This window comes from Curvibacter sp. GW821-FHT09D12 (genome assembly GCF_059416245.1).
Genome location: NZ_JBWKOU010000002.1, coordinates 189,964 through 205,699, shown reverse-complemented (window position 1 = coordinate 205,699; position 15,736 = coordinate 189,964). Strand labels below are relative to the sequence as shown.

The window sequence follows — 15,736 nt, the reverse complement described above, 5'->3', positions numbered from 1 at the left end:
CTCAAACCTTCCCGTTCAGGGGCAGTTCGGCGGCGCTGGCGGGGCGCCCGTACAGGTAGCCCTGGTAGGCATCGCAGCCATAGCTGGCCAGGCGGTCGCGTTGTTCGGTGGTTTCCACCCCTTCGGCGATCACTGCCAGGCCCAGGTTCTTGCCCAGGGCCACGATGGTGCGCGCGATGGTGGCGTCGTTGGCGTCCTCCAGCAGATCGCGCACAAAGGATTGGTCGATCTTCAGCTGGTCCAGCGGCAGTCGCTTGAGGTAGCTCAGGCTGGAGTAGCCGGTCCCGAAGTCATCCAGCGAGAAGCCCACGCCATGGGTCTGCAAGGCGCCCATCTTGGTGATGATGTCTTCCACGTCGTGCAGCAGCAGGCTTTCCGTCAGTTCCAGCTTGAGCCGCTGGGCTGGGGCACCGGTGGCGGACAGGGTGTCCAGCACCTGCTGCACGAAGTCGGCCTGCCGGTACTGGCGGGCGCTCACGTTGATGGCCAGGGTCAGGTGGGCATGGGCCGGGCTTTGGGCCCACTCGGCGAGTTGGCGGCAGCCCTCGGTCAACACCCACAGGCCCAGGGGCAGGATCAGCCCGGTTTCTTCAGCCATCGGGATGAAGTCGGCGGGTGACACCAGGCCCCGCTGCGGATGTTGCCAGCGCACCAGGGCCTCGGCCCCCAGAACCTGGCCGGCGGCGCTCACCTGGGCCTGGTAGGCCAGCAGCAACTGACCGTCGCGGATGCCCACGCGCAGGTCCGATTCCAGGGCGGCGCGTTCGGCCACCAGGGCCTGCATGGCGGGGTCGAAGAAGCGCAGTGTGTTGCGCCCGGCCGCCTTGGCCTGGTACATGGCCAGGTCGGCGCGCTGCAGCATGTCGTCCACCTGCGAATGCTGGTCGAACAGCGCCACACCCATGCTGGGCGAGCAGTGGTATTCGTTGCCGGCCAGGTCGTAAGGCTGGTTCAGGGCCAGTCGGATGTTCTCGCCCACCGTCTCGGCCTGGCGGGCAGCATCCACCGGGTTGCCGTCCAGTCCGTCGAGCATGACCACGAACTCGTCGCCGCCCAGGCGCGACACGGTGTCGGTTTCGCGCACGCTGTGCAGCAGGCGACGTGCCACCTGCTGCAGCAGCAGGTCGCCCTTGTCGTGCCCCAGGGTGTCGTTGAGGGTCTTGAAGTTGTCCAGGTCGATGAAGATCAGCGCGCCATTGCGTTGGCGCCGCACGCTGGCGGCCAGGGCCTGGCGCAGGCGATCCAGCAGCAGGCGGCGGTTGGGCAGGCTGGTCAGCGGGTCGAAGAAGGCCAGGTGCCGGATCTCGTTCTCGGCCGCCTTGCGTTGGGTGATGTCGGTCAGCGTGCTCACGTAGTGCGTCACCTCGCCACCTTCGCTCTTGACCGCAGTGATGGTCAGCCACTCGGGGAAGATGTCGCCGTTTTTGCGCCGGTTCCAGATCTCGCCTCGCCACTGGCCGGTTTCGAGCACCGATTTCCACAGGTTTTCGTAGAAGGTGCGGTCATGCCGGCCCGACTTGAGGATCTGGGGCGTCTGACCCACCACGTCCTGCGAGCTGTAGCCGGTGATCTCGGTGAAGGCCTGGTTGATCTTGAGGATCACGCCCTGGCTGTCGGCCACCATCATGCCCTCTTGCGTTTCGAAGGCGGTGGCTGCAATGCGCTGCTCGGCCTCGATGCGGCGCCGCTCGGTCACGTCCTCCAGGATGACCAGGTACTGCGTGATGTGGCCCTGGTCGTTGAGCACCGGCGACACCTGCACCTTGTGCCACAGCATGGCGCCGTTCTGGCATTGGATCGGCAGCTCGCCCTGCCAGGGCTGGCCTTTGCTCGCCACCTCCCAGATCTCTTCGTAACGGGCCTTGTCCTCGCCGGGGGCACGCAGGAACTGCGGCAACTGGCCCAGCACCTCGGCCTGGGCGTAGCCGCTCATGCGTTCGAACTCGGGGTTCACATAGGTGATGCAGGCGCCGGTGTCGGTGATCATGATGGACACCGGGCTTTGCGCCATGGCGCGTGACAGAGTCTTGAGCTCGGCCGCCTGCTGGCGCAAGGCCTCCAGGTGGCGGGCGTTTTCACGGTGGTAGGCCAGGAACAGGCGGCGTGACCAGCGCGAGAACAGCAGCGAGGCGCCCAGCGCCACCCCCAGGGCGGCGAGCACGGCCAGGCCCAGGGTCAGCCAGCGCTGTGGGCTGCCGTCCTCATACAACTGGCGCTCGCGGGTGATCGACGACTCCAGTTCGTTGTCGAACACGGCCGCGGCAATCACCCAGCCCCAGGGCTCGATGACCTTGACCAGCGCGGTCTTGGGGCTCATCTGGCCGGTGTTGGGGTGGGGCCACTCGTAGTGGATGAAGCCGCCGCCGTTCTGCCCGGTGTGGAAGATCTTTTCCACCGCGGCTGCTTCGGCTGGCGGCAGGCCGGAATAGTGCAACCCTTCCAGTGAGGCGTTGGAGGGGGACAGCAGTGAGCGGCCTTCGCGGTCGACCAGGCCGAAGTAGCCGCTGACGCCGAAGCGCAGCGAGCGCAGGTGGGCCAGCGCTTCCTGCTGCTGAAGCTCATCCCATTTCGAGGTGTAGTCGCCGGTGCCGATCAACCAGTCGTAGGGCGCAAAGTAGCGCACATAGGCCAGCTTGTCCGCCATTTTTTTGGGTTGATCCGGCAAGTACCAGCGGTACTGCGAGAAGCCTTGACCGCGGGGCTTGCGGGCGGCCTCGATCAGACCTTTCATGATGGGATGCCCGGTGTCGTCGCGGTTGTCCGGCGACAACTTGCCTTCGAGTTGGGGCGCGGTGGGCAACAGGATGAAGCGGCCCTCCATGTCATCGATGAAGTAGTAGCCCCGTCCGTCGTAGAAGCGCACCTGGCGCAGGGCTTCGACGATCAGTTGGCGAACTTCGGCCGGCGGCCGCCGCGTGGCTTCACGCTGGTAGATGGCGTCGGCCACCTGCATGGCGTTGTCGACCTGATTGACCAGGCTGCGGCGCAGCACATCGTGGGTGCGAGAGCGCACAAACTCGACGTAGCTCAGGGCCGAGTCCATCTCGGCGGACAGGCGTTGCTGCTGCTGCTGTTGCAACACCGCCTCCACCCGTTGCAGCGAGGCGCGTTGCTCGGCCAGGTTCTGCCACGAGAAAAACCCCACCAGGGCCAGCGTCAGGCTCAGCACCACCACCAGCGTGCCGACCAGGTGCAGGCGCGGCACGGTCTTTTCGTTGGCGATCAGGCGCAGGGCACGGCGCTCGGGGCGGGGTTCGGGCTGATTCATCAGGTCGTCTGCAACTCAGCGCCTCAGCGCATCAGCGCTTCGATCTCGTCGGCCTTCACCGGCACGTCGCGGGTGATCAGCTCGCAGCCCTGAGCCGTGACCACGGCATCGTCCTCGATGCGGATCCCGATGTGGTGGAAAGCCTCGGGCACGCCCGGGGCCGGCCGCACATACAGGCCGGGTTCGAGGGTCAACACCATGCCCGGGTGCAGGATTCGGCTGGGCCGGTTGGTGATGGTCTCGCCCGACAGCGGGTCACGCCGCTGGCTGCTGTGGCCCAGCTCGGTGGGCTCCACATAGCTGCCGCAATCGTGCACATCCATGCCCAGCCAGTGGCTGGTGCGGTGCATGTAGAACGGGAAGTAGCTGCGGTTTTCGATCACGTCCTGCACGCTGCCCACGGTGTTGCGGTCGAGCAGGCCCAGGTCGAGCAGGCCTTGCGCCAGCACCGCCACGGTGGCGTCGTGCGGGTCGTTGAAGCGCGCGCCGGCGTGGGTGGCGGCCACGGCCGCGTCCTGCGAGGCCAGCACCAGGTCGTACAGGGCCCGCTGTGGTCCGCTGAAGCGGCCGTTGGCCGGGAAGGTGCGGGTGATGTCGCTGGCGTAGCTGTCGAGCTCGCAGCCGGCATCGATCAGCACCAGCTCGCCGTCGCGCACCGGGGCGGCATCGGCCCGGTAATGCAGCACACAGGCATTGGCCCCGGCGGCCACGATGGAGCTGTAGGCCGGGTACTGTGATCCATGGCGCCGGAACTCGTGCAGCAGTTCGGCGTCCAGGTGGTACTCGCGCACGTCCTGGCCGGCGCGCAGGCGGCTGGCGCTGAGCTGCATGGCGCGCACATGGGCGCGGGCGCTGATCTGCGAGGCCCGGCGCATGATGGCCAGTTCATGCTCGTCCTTGATCAGGCGCATCTCGTCAAGAACCCCGCACAGGTCGCGTTGCATGGCCGGGCACAGGGCGCCGAAGCGCACCCGGGCGCGCACCTGGCTCAGCCAGCCGTCAACGCGGGTTTCCAGGCCTTTGTGGGTGGCGAAAGGAAAGTGCACCACGTCGCGGTTTTCCAGCAGCTTGGGCAGGCGGGTGTCCAGTTCGGTCACCGGCCAGGCGGTGTCCACGCCGAGGGCGGCAGGGGCCGCATCGGGGCCCAGGCGGTAGCCATCCCAGATCTCGCGTTCCAGGTCCTTGGGGTTGCACCACAAGGTGCTGTGGCCGTCGCCGGTGATGACCAGCCAGGCGTTGGGTTCGGTGAAGCCGGTCAGGTAGTAGAAGTAGCTGTCGTGCCGGTACAGGAAATCGCTGTCCCGGTTGCGCTGGCGCTCGGGTGCGGTGGGCACGATGGCGATGCCGTTGGGCCCGATGGCCTGGGCCACGCGGGCGCGGCGTTCGGCATAGACGCTCAAAGGGGTGGGGGCAAGGACAGGGAGGTCGGACATGGCGGGCTTTCGGCGGCGGGGTGGGCTGTGGTGGGGCGGATCAGGCCGCGTTCAGGGGCTCGTTCAGGGGCTCGTTCAATTGGGCCAGGCGTTCGGGCGTGCCCACGTCGGTCCAGCGGCCGGTGTACAGGCTGGCGCTCACGCGGCCCGCGTCCATAGCGCGGCGCAGCAGCGGGGCCAGCGGCGCGGCCTGGCCTTGCGGGTTGCCGGGCGCGATGTCACACCAGGGGTGCTTGAAAAGGTCGGCACGGTACAGGCCGATGGTGCTGTAGGTGTGGCGGGGCCCAGGGTGGTCGGGCGGCAGGTTCAGGGCCAGGCCCTCGGGGCTCAGGCCGAAGTCGCCGCGTGGGTTGTGCGCCGGGTTGGGCACCAGCCACAGGTGAGCCAGGGCGTCGCCGGCGCGAAACCGGGCCAGGGCCTGTGGGTCGAACACGAAGTCGGGGGCAAAGACATCGCCGGCGGCCAGCCAGAACACCTCGCCCAGTTGGGGCAGCGCGCGGGCAATGCCGCCCGCGGTCTCCAGCGCACCCCCAAAGGCAGCGGCCTCGTCGGAGTAGCTCAGCGCCAGCGGGCCGTGCGCGGTCTGGCAGGTCGACCCGAAAAAATCCTGGATCTGCTGACCCAGCCAGGCGGTGTTGATCAGCACGCGGCGGCAGCCGTCCCGCGCCAGGGCCTCCAGCTGCCATTGCAGCAACGGGCGACCCTGCACCGCCAGCAGCGGCTTGGGCTGCCGGTCGGTGAGCGGGCGCATGCGCTCACCGCGGCCCGCGGCCAGCAGCATGGCCGGGGTGTCTTGAAGAAGGGCGTCTAGCGTGGGGTTCATGGATCAGACCGGGGTGGGGTGGGCCGCGTCGACCAGGCTGCCACGCTGCAGCTCTTGCAGCCGCTGGCGGCCGGGCTGGAACAGGCTCAGCAGCCGGGCCAGCAGGGCGCGGGCCTGGTGGCCGTGGTCGGCGCCCACATTGCACACATAGACATCAAGGCTCACCGCGCTCAGCTCGGGCCAGGTGTGCACGCACAGATGCGATTCCGCCAGCAGCACGGTGGCGGTAACCCCGCCGGGGCCCTTGGGACCGGCCGGGAAGGGGTGCAACAGTTGGCTCACCGCCTGCAGGCCGGTGGCCGCCACGGCCTCCAGGCAGGCCTGGCCCAGGGCTGGCGCGTCCTGCAGCCAATGGGGCTCGCAGCGGCAGTCGTGCAAATCAGCGGTCAGATGAAGGCCAAGCATAAGAGGCTCCACTTTAGTGCAAGTCAGGGGTTGAATGAGGCGGAAGGTGGCCCTGAAAGCGGGCTTCGCGACCTGGGTCGGGCGGGCCCGGTAAAATGCGGGGTTTCCCCCAGACCCTCCAATCCGGAGCTTCTCCCGATGGCCAACACCCAGCAACAACAAGACATGGCAAACGCGATCCGCGCGCTGGCCATGGACGCCGTTCAACTCGCCAACTCCGGTCACCCCGGTGCCCCGATGGGCATGGCCGACATGGCCGTGGCCCTGTGGGGTCAGCACCTCAAGCACAACCCGAGTCAGCCGCAATGGCTGGACCGTGACCGCTTCGTGCTGTCCAACGGTCACGGCTCGATGCTGATCTACGCGCTGCTGCACCTCACCGGCTACCCGCTGCCGATCGAAGAGCTGAAGAACTTCCGCAAGCTGCACAGCAAGACCGCAGGCCACCCCGAAGTGGGCATCACCCCCGGCGTGGAAACCACCACCGGCCCCCTGGGCCAGGGCATCACCAATGCCGTGGGTTTTGCGCTGGCTGAGAAGCTGCTGGCCAAGGAGTTCAACCGCGACGGCCATGCCGTGGTCGACCACCACACCTATGTCTTCATGGGCGACGGCTGCCTGATGGAAGGCATCAGCCACGAAGCGGCCGCCCTGGCCGGCGCCTGGAAACTGGGCAAGCTGATCGCCCTGTACGACGACAACGGCATTTCCATCGACGGTCAGGTCGCCCCCTGGTTCATCGACAACACCGCGCAGCGCTTCCAGGCCTATGGCTGGAACGTGATCGGCCCGGTGGACGGCCACGACGTGGACGCCGTGTCGCAAGCCATTGCGCAGGCCAAGGGCCAGAACGCGGCCCCCACCCTGATCATCTGCAAGACCGCCATCGGCAAGGGCTCGCCCAACCGGGCCAACACCGCCAAGGCCCACGGCGAACCCCTGGGTGCCGAGGAAATCGCCCTGACCCGCGAAGCGCTGGGCTGGCCGCACGCCCCCTTCGAGATCCCGGCCGACGTCTACGCCGCCTGGGACGGCAAGGCCCGTGGCACCGCCGCTGAAGCCGAGTGGAACACCCGCTTTGCCGCCTACCAGGCCGCCCACCCCGAGCTGGCCGCCGAGCTGCTGCGCCGCATGGCCGGCGAGTTGCCGAAGAACTTCGCCCAGGTGGCGGTTGATGCCGCCATCGCCGCCCACACCAAGGCCGAGACCGTGGCCAGCCGCAAGGCCAGCCAGCTGGCCCTGGAAGCCTTCACCGCCGCGTTGCCCGAGCTGCTGGGTGGCTCGGCCGACCTGACCGGCTCCAACCTCACCAACACCAAGAGCACCCCCAACCTGCGCTTTGACGCCGCCGGTGAGGTGGTTCAGACCGCTGCGGCCGATGGCCAACTGGTCGGCGGCCGCCACATCAACTACGGTGTGCGCGAGTTCGGCATGGCTGCGGTCATGAACGGCGTGGCCCTGCATGGCGGTTTCATCCCCTACGGTGGCACTTTCCTGACCTTCAGCGACTACAGCCGCAATGCCATCCGCATGGCGGCGCTGATGAAGCAGCGCGTGATCCATGTGTTCACCCACGACTCCATCGGCCTGGGCGAAGACGGCCCGACCCACCAGTCGATCGAACACGCCGCCAGCCTGCGCCTGATCCCCAACCTCGATGTGTGGCGCCCGGCCGACACGGCTGAAACCACCATCGCCTGGGCCGTGGCCCTGGAAAACAAGAACCGCCCGACCGCCCTGCTGCTGTCGCGCCAGAATCTGCCCTACTCGCCCAAGAAAGACCTGGGCGAGATCAGCCGCGGTGCCTACATCCTGAGCGAGCCGGCCGACATCGGCATCAAGCGCAAGCCCCAGGGCGTGATCATCGCCACCGGCTCCGAAGTGCAGCTGGCGCTGGCCGCCCAGAAGCTGCTGGCCGAGAAGAAGGTTTATGTGCGCGTGGTCTCCATGCCCAGCACCACCACCTTCGATCGCCAGACCCTGGCCTACAAGAAGTCGGTGTTGCCGGCTGGCCTGCCGCGCGTGGCGGTCGAGATGGGCAGCACCGATGGCTGGTGGAAGTACGGCGTCGCCGCGGTGGTGGGCATCGACACCTATGGTGAGTCGGCCCCGGCCCCGGTGCTGTTCAAGCATTTCGGCTTCACCGCCGAAAACGTCACCGACACCGTGTTGGTGGCCTTGGGCAAAGCCAAGAAGAAGTAACCCACACGAAGCAAATCAAACGAGCCGGCGCCCGACGCCGGCCGCCCCTTGTTCATTTTTTAACTCCAGGAAAGAGACTGACATGGCTATCAAGGTTGGCATCAACGGCTTCGGCCGCATCGGCCGCATGGTGTTTCGCGCTGCGGTGCAGAACTTCTCCGACATCGAAATCGTCGGCATCAACGACCTGCTCGAGCCCGACTACCTGGCGTACATGCTGAAGTACGACAGCGTGCACGGCCGCTTCAAGGGTGACATCGCTGTCGAAGGCAACACCTTGGTGGTCAATGGCAAGAAGATCCGCCTGACGGCCGAGCGCGATCCGGCCAACCTGAAGTGGAACGAAGTGGGCGCCGACGTGGTGATCGAATCCACCGGCCTGTTCCTGACCAAGGAAACCGCTGAGAAGCACCTGGCCGCTGGCGCGAAGAAGGTGATCCTGTCGGCCCCGTCCAAGGACGACACCCCGATGTTCGTCTACGGCGTGAACCACCAGACCTACGCTGGCCAGGCCATCGTCTCCAACGCTTCGTGCACCACCAACTGCCTGGCCCCCGTGGCCAAGGTGCTGAACGACAAGTGGGGCATCAAGCGCGGCCTGATGACCACCGTGCACGCGGCCACCGCCACGCAAAAGACCGTGGACGGCCCGAGCAACAAGGACTGGCGCGGCGGCCGCGGCATCCTGGAAAACATCATCCCCAGCAGCACCGGTGCTGCCAAGGCCGTGGGCGTGGTGATTCCTGAGCTCAACAAGAAGCTGACCGGCATGTCTTTCCGCGTGCCCACCTCCGATGTGTCGGTGGTCGACCTGACGGTGGAACTCAACAGCGCTGCCTCTTACGCCGAAATCTGCGCCGAAATGAAGGCCCAGTCGCAAGGCGCTCTGAAGGGCGTGCTGGGCTACACCGAAGACAAGGTGGTGGCCACCGACTTCCGCGGTGAATCGTGCACCTCGGTGTTCGACGCCGAAGCCGGCATCGCCCTGGACAGCACCTTCGTGAAGGTGGTGAGCTGGTACGACAACGAATGGGGCTACTCGAACAAGTGCCTCGAAATGGTGCGTGTCGTCGCCAAGTAAGTCTCGTTGACTCTGCAAAACGCGCCTTTGGGCGCGTTTTGTTTTTGGAATCTGCCCTGGTGTGTCGCCTTGCATGGACTCTGTGCAGCGCCACGCCCGTGGGTGGCCGGGATCGGAGGTGGCTGTTCCGATCCAGGGCCTGATTTCTGCAGCCGCACAAGGGAAACTCTCCATGAAAACACAAGCTCGATTCCTCCGCTCCACCCTGGCTGCCGCCGCGGTGCTGGCCCTGACCGCCGCGGTGTCGGCCCAGGAGGTGCAGGTGGTGAAGATCGGCCACGCGGGCCCCGTCTCGGGCGGCATTGCCCACATCGGCAAGGACACCGAAAACGGCGTGCGCCTGGCCATCGAAGAAGCCAATGCCCAGAACCCCGTGATCGGCGGCAAGAAGATCCGCTTTGAGCTGGCCGCCGAAGACGATGCGGGCGATCCGCGCCAGGCCACCGCCGTGGCCCAGAAGATGTGCGATGCCAAGGTGGCTGGCGTGGTGGGCCACCTGCAGTCGGGCACCTCGATCCCGGCGGCGACGATCTACGCCAAGTGCGACCTGCCCAACATCACCGCCTCGGCCTCCAACCCCGATCTGACCAAGCCCGGCTACAAGACCACGTTCCGTCTGATTGCCAACGACAACGCCCTGGGCGCCGCACTGGCCTACTACGCCGCCGATGCGCTCAAGGTCAAGCGCGTGGCCATCATCGACGACCGCACCGCCTATGGCCAGGGCGTGGCCGGCGTGTTCAAGGCCACGGCCCTGCAAAAAGGCCTGACCGTGGTGGGCGAAGAGTTCACCAACGACAAGGCGACCGATTTCATGGCCATCCTCACGGCCATCAAATCCAAGAAGCCCGATGCCATCTTCTACGGCGGGCTGGATGCCCAGGCCGGCCCCATGCTGCGCCAGATGGAGCAACTGGGTCTGGGGGACGTGAAGCTGTTCGGCGGCGACGCGCTGTGCACCGAAAAGCTGGCTGAGCTGTCGGCCAAGGCCGCGCCGCTGGCGGGTGTGACCTGTGCCACCGGCGGCGCGTCAGTGGCCAAGATGCAGGGGGGCCCCGAGTGGAAAAAGCGCTATGACACCCGCTTCCCGGGCCAGTTCCAGATCTACAGCCCCTACGCCTACGATGCCACCCTGGTGCTGATCGACGCCATGAAGGCCGCCGGCTCCACCGACCCCAAGGTGTACCTGCCGGCCCTGGCCAAGACCAACCGCCATGGTGTGACCGGCCAGATCGCCTTCACGGCCAAGGGTGAGCTGACTCAGCCGGCCGTCACCCTGTACGGCTACCGCGACGGCGTGCGCACCCCCTTGAACTGAGCATGGGCCAGCCCTCTTCGGCGCTGAGCCTGCATTTCGCCGACTCCGAGCTGGCCGGTGTGCAGGCCTGGCCGGCTGCCCACAGGGGGGCCGGCCTGCAGCTGCGCTGGGCCGCCGCGGCGGTGGTTGCCTCGGCCCAGCAGCCGGGTGATCGCCCTCGACAAGGCCATTTGCGCGGGCTGCTGCTCGACCTGTGGCCCGCCCCTGCGCCTGGGGTCGACACGGCGGAACTGCCTCTGGGCGCTTTGCTGGACGGCGAGTTGCAGTGGCAAGGCCAGCGCCTGCGGCAACTGCCTTTGCCGGCACGCCTGGAGGGCCCGTTGAGCCTGCGCCTGTGGGGCCGTCGGGGCGAGCTCTGGACCTGGCAGGGCCAGGGCCTGTGCTGTGACCCGGCGGGGCTGACCTTCTTCGAATCCCTGGCCTGCTGAGCGCCCTGCGGCCTGCCGCCGGGCCTTGATCAAAATCAAGCCACGACGGTTGGGGCGGTCGACAATGGTCATGGACCCGGGTTGTGTGACCCGGGCTGGTGGGGCAAAAAGCACCCCGGAAAGCGCAATCTCAGATGCGATGGATGTTGGACCGCGAGACCTTGTCCGTGGTCGTTTCGATGGTGGCCCAGGTGACCTTGTTGGTCATGTACACAGTCTGGCGCATCAACCGCGAGGTGGCCGGCCTGCGCTGGTGGATGGCTGCCTCGGCCACGATGTCGGTGGGTTTTCTGGCCATCCCGGTGGCGTTGGGGGCGGGCTGGTCGTTTTCGCAGGCACTGATCGTCAACCATGCGGCCGGCCTGAGCACCTTGATGCTGCTGTTGCAGGGCTGTCTGCGTTTCAGGGGGCATCCCGCGGGCAACTACTGGCCTCGCGCCCTGTGGGTGCTGGTGCCGGCCGCCTTGCTGTCGTCCGTGCTCAACCACGCGCATGCGGTGCTGCGCTATCAGATCCACGACGCCTTCAGTGTGCTCTTGCTGCTCCTGTCAGCCTGGGTGATGTGCCGTCACAGCCGGCCCGAAGAGCGCCTGGTGCACCGGGTGGCCGGCTTTTTCCTGCTGTTGATGGCGGCGGCCATGGCCACACGCTGGGTGCTGGCCTGCCTCGCCCCCGATGACCAGAGCATTCAGGGCCATCCCTTTCAGGGCGTGCTGTACCTGATGCTGGTGCTGTTCATCGTGGGCTGGACCTACAGCATCAGCCTGGCCTGCTACCAGCAGGCGCAAAGCCGGGTGCTGGCGCTGGCCCGCGAGGATGCGCTGACCGATCTGCCCAACCGGCGCTACTTTGATGAAACCCTGGACCGCGAGGTGGCGCGCTGCGAGCGCAGCCACCAGTCCTTCGGCCTGGTGATGGCCGACCTCAATGGCTTCAAGCAGGTCAATGATCGCCTGGGCCATGACGCCGGTGACGCGGTGCTGATCGAGGTGGCTCGGCGCCTGCGCGAGTTTGCCCGGGGCGGCGACTTTGTGGCCCGCCTCGGCGGGGATGAATTTGTGATCCTGATCCACGATCTGTCCTCCCTCAGCACCGGAGAACAGGCGGTGCACCGCCTGCGCAAGACCGTCAACGGCCCCATGTGCCTGGCCAGCGGGAGCCCGGTGGACATCGAAGTCAGCCTGGGCCTGGCGCGCTGGCCTGAAGACGCCAGCCAGCCCGGTGATCTGGTCAAGGTGGCCGACTTGCGCATGTACGCGGAAAAAGCCCTGCTCAAGGCCCAGCGTGGGGTCGCGAGAGCGTGAGCGCCTGAACAGAACCCTTGCGTTGTCAGCGCTGCCGTGCCGCAGCACGCAGCGGCTGCAGCAACTCGGACAGGCCGTTGTGATCGATCTCATGCATCAGCGCCAGCAGTCTGCCGATGTCACCTTGGGGAAACCCTTCGCGGGCAAACCAGTTCAGGTAGGGGCCCGGCAGGTCGGCCAGCAGGGTGCCCTTATGCTTGCCAAAGGGCATCTCGGTGCTCACCAGGCGTTGCAAGTCTTCGGGTTTCATGAGGCTCAGCCCCCGGCACGCTTGGCCGCATAACCCTGCTTGAGCAAGGTGGCCAGCACGGTGTCGCGGTGGTCACCCTGGATTTCGATGTCGCCGTCCTTGGCCGTGCCGCCCGAACCACAGGCGGCCTTGAGTTGTTTGGCCAGGGCGTCCAGTGCGCTGGCCTCCAGCGGCAGTCCCTTCACCACGGTCACCCCCTTGCCGCGCCGGCCCTTGGTCTCCAGCCACACCCGCACGGCCGCCCCTTTCAGCGCTGCCTTCTGGGTACGTTCCTGGGCCATTGCCTCGCAGCGGCATTGGTCCAGCGGCTGGGCGCAGCCGGGGCAACTGCGTTCGGCGGCCGGCGTGGTCACCAGGCCGCCCAGGCTGGCCAATTGGGCCAGGTCGGCCAGTCCGTTCTTTTTCATGGCGGCGCAGGCCTCAGTGGTGGTGGCCGTGCTCGCCGTGCACGTGGCGGTGGGCAATCTCTTCTTCGCTGGCAGCTCGCACATCCGTCACGTGCAGGGTGAACTGCAGGGCCTGGCCGGCCAGGGGGTGGTTGCCATCCAGGTGCACTTGCGGGCCCTTGATCTTGACCACGTGGTAGATCTGCGGCTGCCCCTGGTCGTTGCGGCCTTCGAGTTGGCCGCCCACCTTCACGCCGGGCGGGAACTCGGCCTTGGGGATCACGCGCACCAGGCTTTCGTCGCGCAGACCGAAGGCGTCTTCGGGCTGCAGCTTCAGCAGCACCTTGTAGCCAGCCTCCTGGCCTTGCAGCGCCTCTTCGATCTTGGGCAGGGTGTTGTCGTAGCCGCCGTGCAGGTAGACCATGGGGGTCTTGCTCTGCTCGATCAGTTGCCCCTGGGCATTGGCCACCTTGAATTGCAGGGTGACGACGGTGTCTTTATCGATCTTCATGCGCGGCCTTTGTGGGCTGAAAAAACAAGGCCCGCATTGTCGCGCACTGCGGCCTCGCCCGTCCGAATGACCGCACTGAGGCCTGCGAGGCTCAGGGGGCGCTGGGCGCGCGTCGGGGCAGGCGCCGGGTTTCGCCCAGGGCCATCACGCTGAAATCGGCCTCGCCCAGACCACGGGCCTGGCGTGCCAGGGCCAGGTCCCGCGGGGGCTGGTCCAGCGCCTCGTTGCTGAGCAAGAAGGTGCCCCAGTGAACGCCGACGCTGCGCTTGGCACCCAGGTCCAGGTGCACCTGGACCGCCTCGTCGGGGTTCACGTGCTGTTCCTTCATGAACCAGCGCGGCGCGTAGGCGCCGATGGCGATCAGGGCCAGGTCAAAGCCACCCCCCTGGCTGAGCCCCTGGCGTGCCGCCAGCCGCTCGCGGGTGGTCACGAAATCGGTGCTGTAGCCGGTGTCGCCGCTGAAGTACCAGTGAAAATCCGGCCCCATCACGGCCCAGCCGCCCCACAGCGAATGGTTGTGATCGTTCAGGCTGCGCGCCGACCAGTGCTGCACCGGGGTGAGCGCAAAGTCCACCCCGGCAACACGCCGCTCCTGCCACCAGTCCAGTTCTTCTACGCGGGCAATGCCTTGGTCCTGCATCCAGGCCTTCAGGCCCAGCGGCACCAGGAACAGGGGCGAGCCACCGGCCTGGGCCGCCAGCGCCTGTACGCTGGCGCGGTCCAGGTGGTCGTAGTGGTTGTGCGAAATCAGCACCACGTCGATGTGAGGCAGTTGGGCCAGTGTCAGACCCGGGGGCTGTTGGCGCTGCGGGCCGATCCACTGCACCATGAAGGCGCGCTGCGAAAACATGGGGTCGGTCAGCACGTTCAGGCCACTGGCCTGCACCAGGGTGCTGGCGTGGCCGATCCAGGTGAGTGCGGGCTGCATCTGTGCACCAGCGCGTGCGTTGGCCTGCACAAAAGCCAGGTCTGGCGTCTGCTGGGGTGTGGGTTGGCCCGCTGCCGTGGGCAGGCCGTCGCGCCATTTCTCCCATTGCCAGCGCAGCAGGTCGTCCAGGGGCTTTTCGACCTGCACGCCGCTGGGGTTGTGAAAGCCTTTGGCGTCGTGGTGCGGGCTGCTGGCGTTGTCGCCGGGCGGCGGGCTGCTGCAGCCCGACAACAGCCCGGCCAGGACCAGGCTGAGGCAGGGGCAGGCGAGGCGCAGTCGGCGCCCGACGTGGGGGAACAGAGGCATGGGCCGCATTGTGGCGCCTCCCCTGGCCTGAAAAGGGAGGGGAGCATAATGGCCCTCTTCTTTCTGCCCCCAGCCCAGGTCATTCAAGCCGACCGGGCCCCGACGATGCCCGGCTACGACACCAAGCAAGAGAGCATCGCCGTTGCGGGCGTTGACGACCTCATCATCCGATCCCTGCTGGATCACCAGCAGTTCTCTGACCCCGACGGCGAAGCCGAAACCCTGGGCATCTCCTCGGCCACCTGGCCCTTGTTCGGCCTGCTGTGGCCCTCGGGCGCTGAACTGGCCGCCCGCATGGGCAGCCGCGTGCTGTGCCCCGGCGAGCGCATTCTGGAGATCGGCTGTGGCCTGGCCCTGGCCAGCCTGGTGGCCCACCGCCGCGGCTCTGATGTGACCGCCAGCGACTGCCACCCACTGACGGGCGGCTTTCTGCTCGAGAACCTGCGCCTCAACGCCCTGCTGCCCCTGAAATACCGCCATGGCCACTGGGGCGCTCCCGAGGCCGTGCCCGGCGCGCCTGCGCGAAAGCCGCGCGAGTCAGTCGAGGGCTTGTTCGATCTCATCGTGGGCAGCGACCTGCTGTACGAGCGCGACACCCACGCCGACCTGGCGCATTTCATCGGCGAGCATGCCAGCGCTTCGGCCCAGGTCTGGATCGTTGACCCCGACCGTGGCAACCGCCCCGCGTTCAACAAGCAGATGAGCGAACAAGGCTTCTCCAGAACCGAAGAACGCCTGGACCACCCCGCCCGCCTCAGCCAAGCCGCCTACAAAGGCCGCCTGCTCACCTACCAGCGCCACACCTGAACAGGTAAAGGGTCGAGCTCACGTCAACCCTAGAGGGTGCTTCCAGCCCTCTTCGTCATCCAGCAGGCCTGCAACGAAGTGAACAGCCCGCCGCCGGGCCGCCCCAAGGCGGGCTGGGCCCCCTCGGGGGGGCAGCGACCACACGAAGTGAGGGAGCGTGGGGGCTCACAGTCCAGCCCGCCGCCGGGCCGCCCCAAGGCGGGCTGGGCCCCCTCGGGGGGGCAGGGCGTGACACGAAGTAAGCGAGCGCAGGGGCCTTCAGGCCCCTGTCTTCATCCAGCAGTCC

At 67.1% G+C, this 15,736-nt stretch carries 14 protein-coding genes; 6 read left to right on the top strand and 8 right to left on the bottom strand.

What is annotated here, in order from left to right; genetic code table 11:
• Nucleotide 1 precedes the first annotated feature (1 nt).
• Genes AC07PT_RS03475 through AC07PT_RS03460 form a run of 4 tightly spaced genes read right to left on the bottom strand, consistent with a single transcriptional unit; the run spans nt 2 to nt 5,929 of the window.
• Complete coding sequence (locus tag AC07PT_RS03475; protein WP_494655787.1) at nt 2–3,268, bottom strand: bifunctional diguanylate cyclase/phosphodiesterase; 3,267 nt, start codon at nt 3,266–3,268, stop codon at nt 2–4.
• A 23-nt stretch (nt 3,269–3,291) separates the two neighbouring features.
• Entirely contained in the window at nt 3,292–4,701 is a 1,410-nt protein-coding gene (locus AC07PT_RS03470) for an aminopeptidase P N-terminal domain-containing protein (RefSeq protein WP_492348510.1), read from the bottom strand.
• Between the two features lie 40 nt (nt 4,702–4,741).
• On the bottom strand, nt 4,742–5,524 hold the full coding sequence (locus tag AC07PT_RS03465; protein WP_494655786.1) for a nucleotidyltransferase family protein: 783 nt from the start codon (nt 5,522–5,524) through the stop codon (nt 4,742–4,744).
• Nucleotides 5,525–5,527: 3 nt separating this feature from the next.
• Nucleotides 5,528–5,929 carry an S-adenosylmethionine decarboxylase family protein gene (locus AC07PT_RS03460; protein WP_494655785.1) on the bottom strand — a complete coding sequence of 134 codons (402 nt, stop codon included), beginning with the start codon at nt 5,927–5,929 and terminating at the stop codon, nt 5,528–5,530.
• A 138-nt stretch (nt 5,930–6,067) separates the two neighbouring features.
• Between AC07PT_RS03460 and tkt the strand changes: the two genes are divergently transcribed.
• The 5 genes from tkt (at nt 6,068) to AC07PT_RS03435 (ending at nt 12,262) form a co-directional block, all read left to right on the top strand.
• On the top strand, nt 6,068–8,131 hold the full coding sequence (gene tkt / locus AC07PT_RS03455) for a transketolase (protein ID WP_494655784.1): 2,064 nt from the start codon (nt 6,068–6,070) through the stop codon (nt 8,129–8,131).
• An 82-nt stretch (nt 8,132–8,213) separates the two neighbouring features.
• On the top strand, nt 8,214–9,212 hold the full coding sequence (gene gap, locus AC07PT_RS03450; protein WP_019573861.1) for a type I glyceraldehyde-3-phosphate dehydrogenase: 999 nt from the start codon (nt 8,214–8,216) through the stop codon (nt 9,210–9,212).
• Between the two features lie 172 nt (nt 9,213–9,384).
• On the top strand, nt 9,385–10,530 hold the full coding sequence (locus AC07PT_RS03445; RefSeq protein ID WP_494655783.1) for a branched-chain amino acid ABC transporter substrate-binding protein: 1,146 nt from the start codon (nt 9,385–9,387) through the stop codon (nt 10,528–10,530).
• Nucleotides 10,531–10,532: 2 nt separating this feature from the next.
• Complete coding sequence (locus tag AC07PT_RS03440) at nt 10,533–10,958, top strand: hypothetical protein (protein ID WP_494655782.1); 426 nt, start codon at nt 10,533–10,535, stop codon at nt 10,956–10,958.
• 134 nt (nt 10,959–11,092) lie between these two features.
• Nucleotides 11,093–12,262 (top strand): GGDEF domain-containing protein, encoded by a 1,170-nt coding sequence (locus AC07PT_RS03435; protein WP_494655781.1) that lies wholly within the window; start codon nt 11,093–11,095, stop codon nt 12,260–12,262.
• Nucleotides 12,263–12,287: 25 nt separating this feature from the next.
• On the opposite strand, the gene AC07PT_RS03430 is transcribed toward AC07PT_RS03435, so the two are convergent.
• The 4 genes from AC07PT_RS03430 to AC07PT_RS03415 all read right to left on the bottom strand — a co-directional run bounded on the left by AC07PT_RS03430 (nt 12,288) and on the right by AC07PT_RS03415 (nt 14,643).
• Nucleotides 12,288–12,512 carry a DUF3820 family protein gene (locus tag AC07PT_RS03430; protein ID WP_494655780.1) on the bottom strand — a complete coding sequence of 75 codons (225 nt, stop codon included), beginning with the start codon at nt 12,510–12,512 and terminating at the stop codon, nt 12,288–12,290.
• A 5-nt stretch (nt 12,513–12,517) separates the two neighbouring features.
• Entirely contained in the window at nt 12,518–12,919 is a 402-nt protein-coding gene (locus AC07PT_RS03425) for an SUI1 family translation initiation factor (protein WP_492348501.1), read from the bottom strand.
• 13 nt (nt 12,920–12,932) lie between these two features.
• Entirely contained in the window at nt 12,933–13,409 is a 477-nt protein-coding gene (locus AC07PT_RS03420; protein ID WP_492348500.1) for an FKBP-type peptidyl-prolyl cis-trans isomerase, read from the bottom strand.
• Between the two features lie 91 nt (nt 13,410–13,500).
• On the bottom strand, nt 13,501–14,643 hold the full coding sequence (locus AC07PT_RS03415) for an MBL fold metallo-hydrolase (protein WP_494655779.1): 1,143 nt from the start codon (nt 14,641–14,643) through the stop codon (nt 13,501–13,503).
• A 105-nt stretch (nt 14,644–14,748) separates the two neighbouring features.
• Here AC07PT_RS03415 and AC07PT_RS03410 point away from each other — a divergent pair, with 105 nt between their 5' ends.
• On the top strand, nt 14,749–15,450 hold the full coding sequence (locus AC07PT_RS03410) for a class I SAM-dependent methyltransferase (RefSeq protein ID WP_492348638.1): 702 nt from the start codon (nt 14,749–14,751) through the stop codon (nt 15,448–15,450).
• Nucleotides 15,451–15,736 lie beyond the last annotated feature (286 nt).

Coding starts and splice junctions, on each gene's coding strand:
- AC07PT_RS03440 (WP_494655782.1), top strand. CDS start 10,533: ATGGGCCAGCCCTCTTCGGCGCTGAGCCTGCATTTCGCCGACTCCGAG.
- AC07PT_RS03435 (WP_494655781.1), top strand. CDS start 11,093: ATGCGATGGATGTTGGACCGCGAGACCTTGTCCGTGGTCGTTTCGATG.
- AC07PT_RS03470 (WP_492348510.1), bottom strand. CDS start 4,701: ATGTCCGACCTCCCTGTCCTTGCCCCCACCCCTTTGAGCGTCTATGCC.
- AC07PT_RS03415 (WP_494655779.1), bottom strand. CDS start 14,643: ATGCCTCTGTTCCCCCACGTCGGGCGCCGACTGCGCCTCGCCTGCCCC.
- AC07PT_RS03425 (WP_492348501.1), bottom strand. CDS start 12,919: ATGAAAAAGAACGGACTGGCCGACCTGGCCCAATTGGCCAGCCTGGGC.
- AC07PT_RS03430 (WP_494655780.1), bottom strand. CDS start 12,512: ATGAAACCCGAAGACTTGCAACGCCTGGTGAGCACCGAGATGCCCTTT.
- AC07PT_RS03460 (WP_494655785.1), bottom strand. CDS start 5,929: ATGCTTGGCCTTCATCTGACCGCTGATTTGCACGACTGCCGCTGCGAG.
- AC07PT_RS03410 (WP_492348638.1), top strand. CDS start 14,749: ATGCCCGGCTACGACACCAAGCAAGAGAGCATCGCCGTTGCGGGCGTT.
- AC07PT_RS03420 (WP_492348500.1), bottom strand. CDS start 13,409: ATGAAGATCGATAAAGACACCGTCGTCACCCTGCAATTCAAGGTGGCC.
- gap (WP_019573861.1), top strand. CDS start 8,214: ATGGCTATCAAGGTTGGCATCAACGGCTTCGGCCGCATCGGCCGCATG.
- AC07PT_RS03445 (WP_494655783.1), top strand. CDS start 9,385: ATGAAAACACAAGCTCGATTCCTCCGCTCCACCCTGGCTGCCGCCGCG.
- AC07PT_RS03465 (WP_494655786.1), bottom strand. CDS start 5,524: ATGAACCCCACGCTAGACGCCCTTCTTCAAGACACCCCGGCCATGCTG.
- tkt (WP_494655784.1), top strand. CDS start 6,068: ATGGCCAACACCCAGCAACAACAAGACATGGCAAACGCGATCCGCGCG.
- AC07PT_RS03475 (WP_494655787.1), bottom strand. CDS start 3,268: ATGAATCAGCCCGAACCCCGCCCCGAGCGCCGTGCCCTGCGCCTGATC.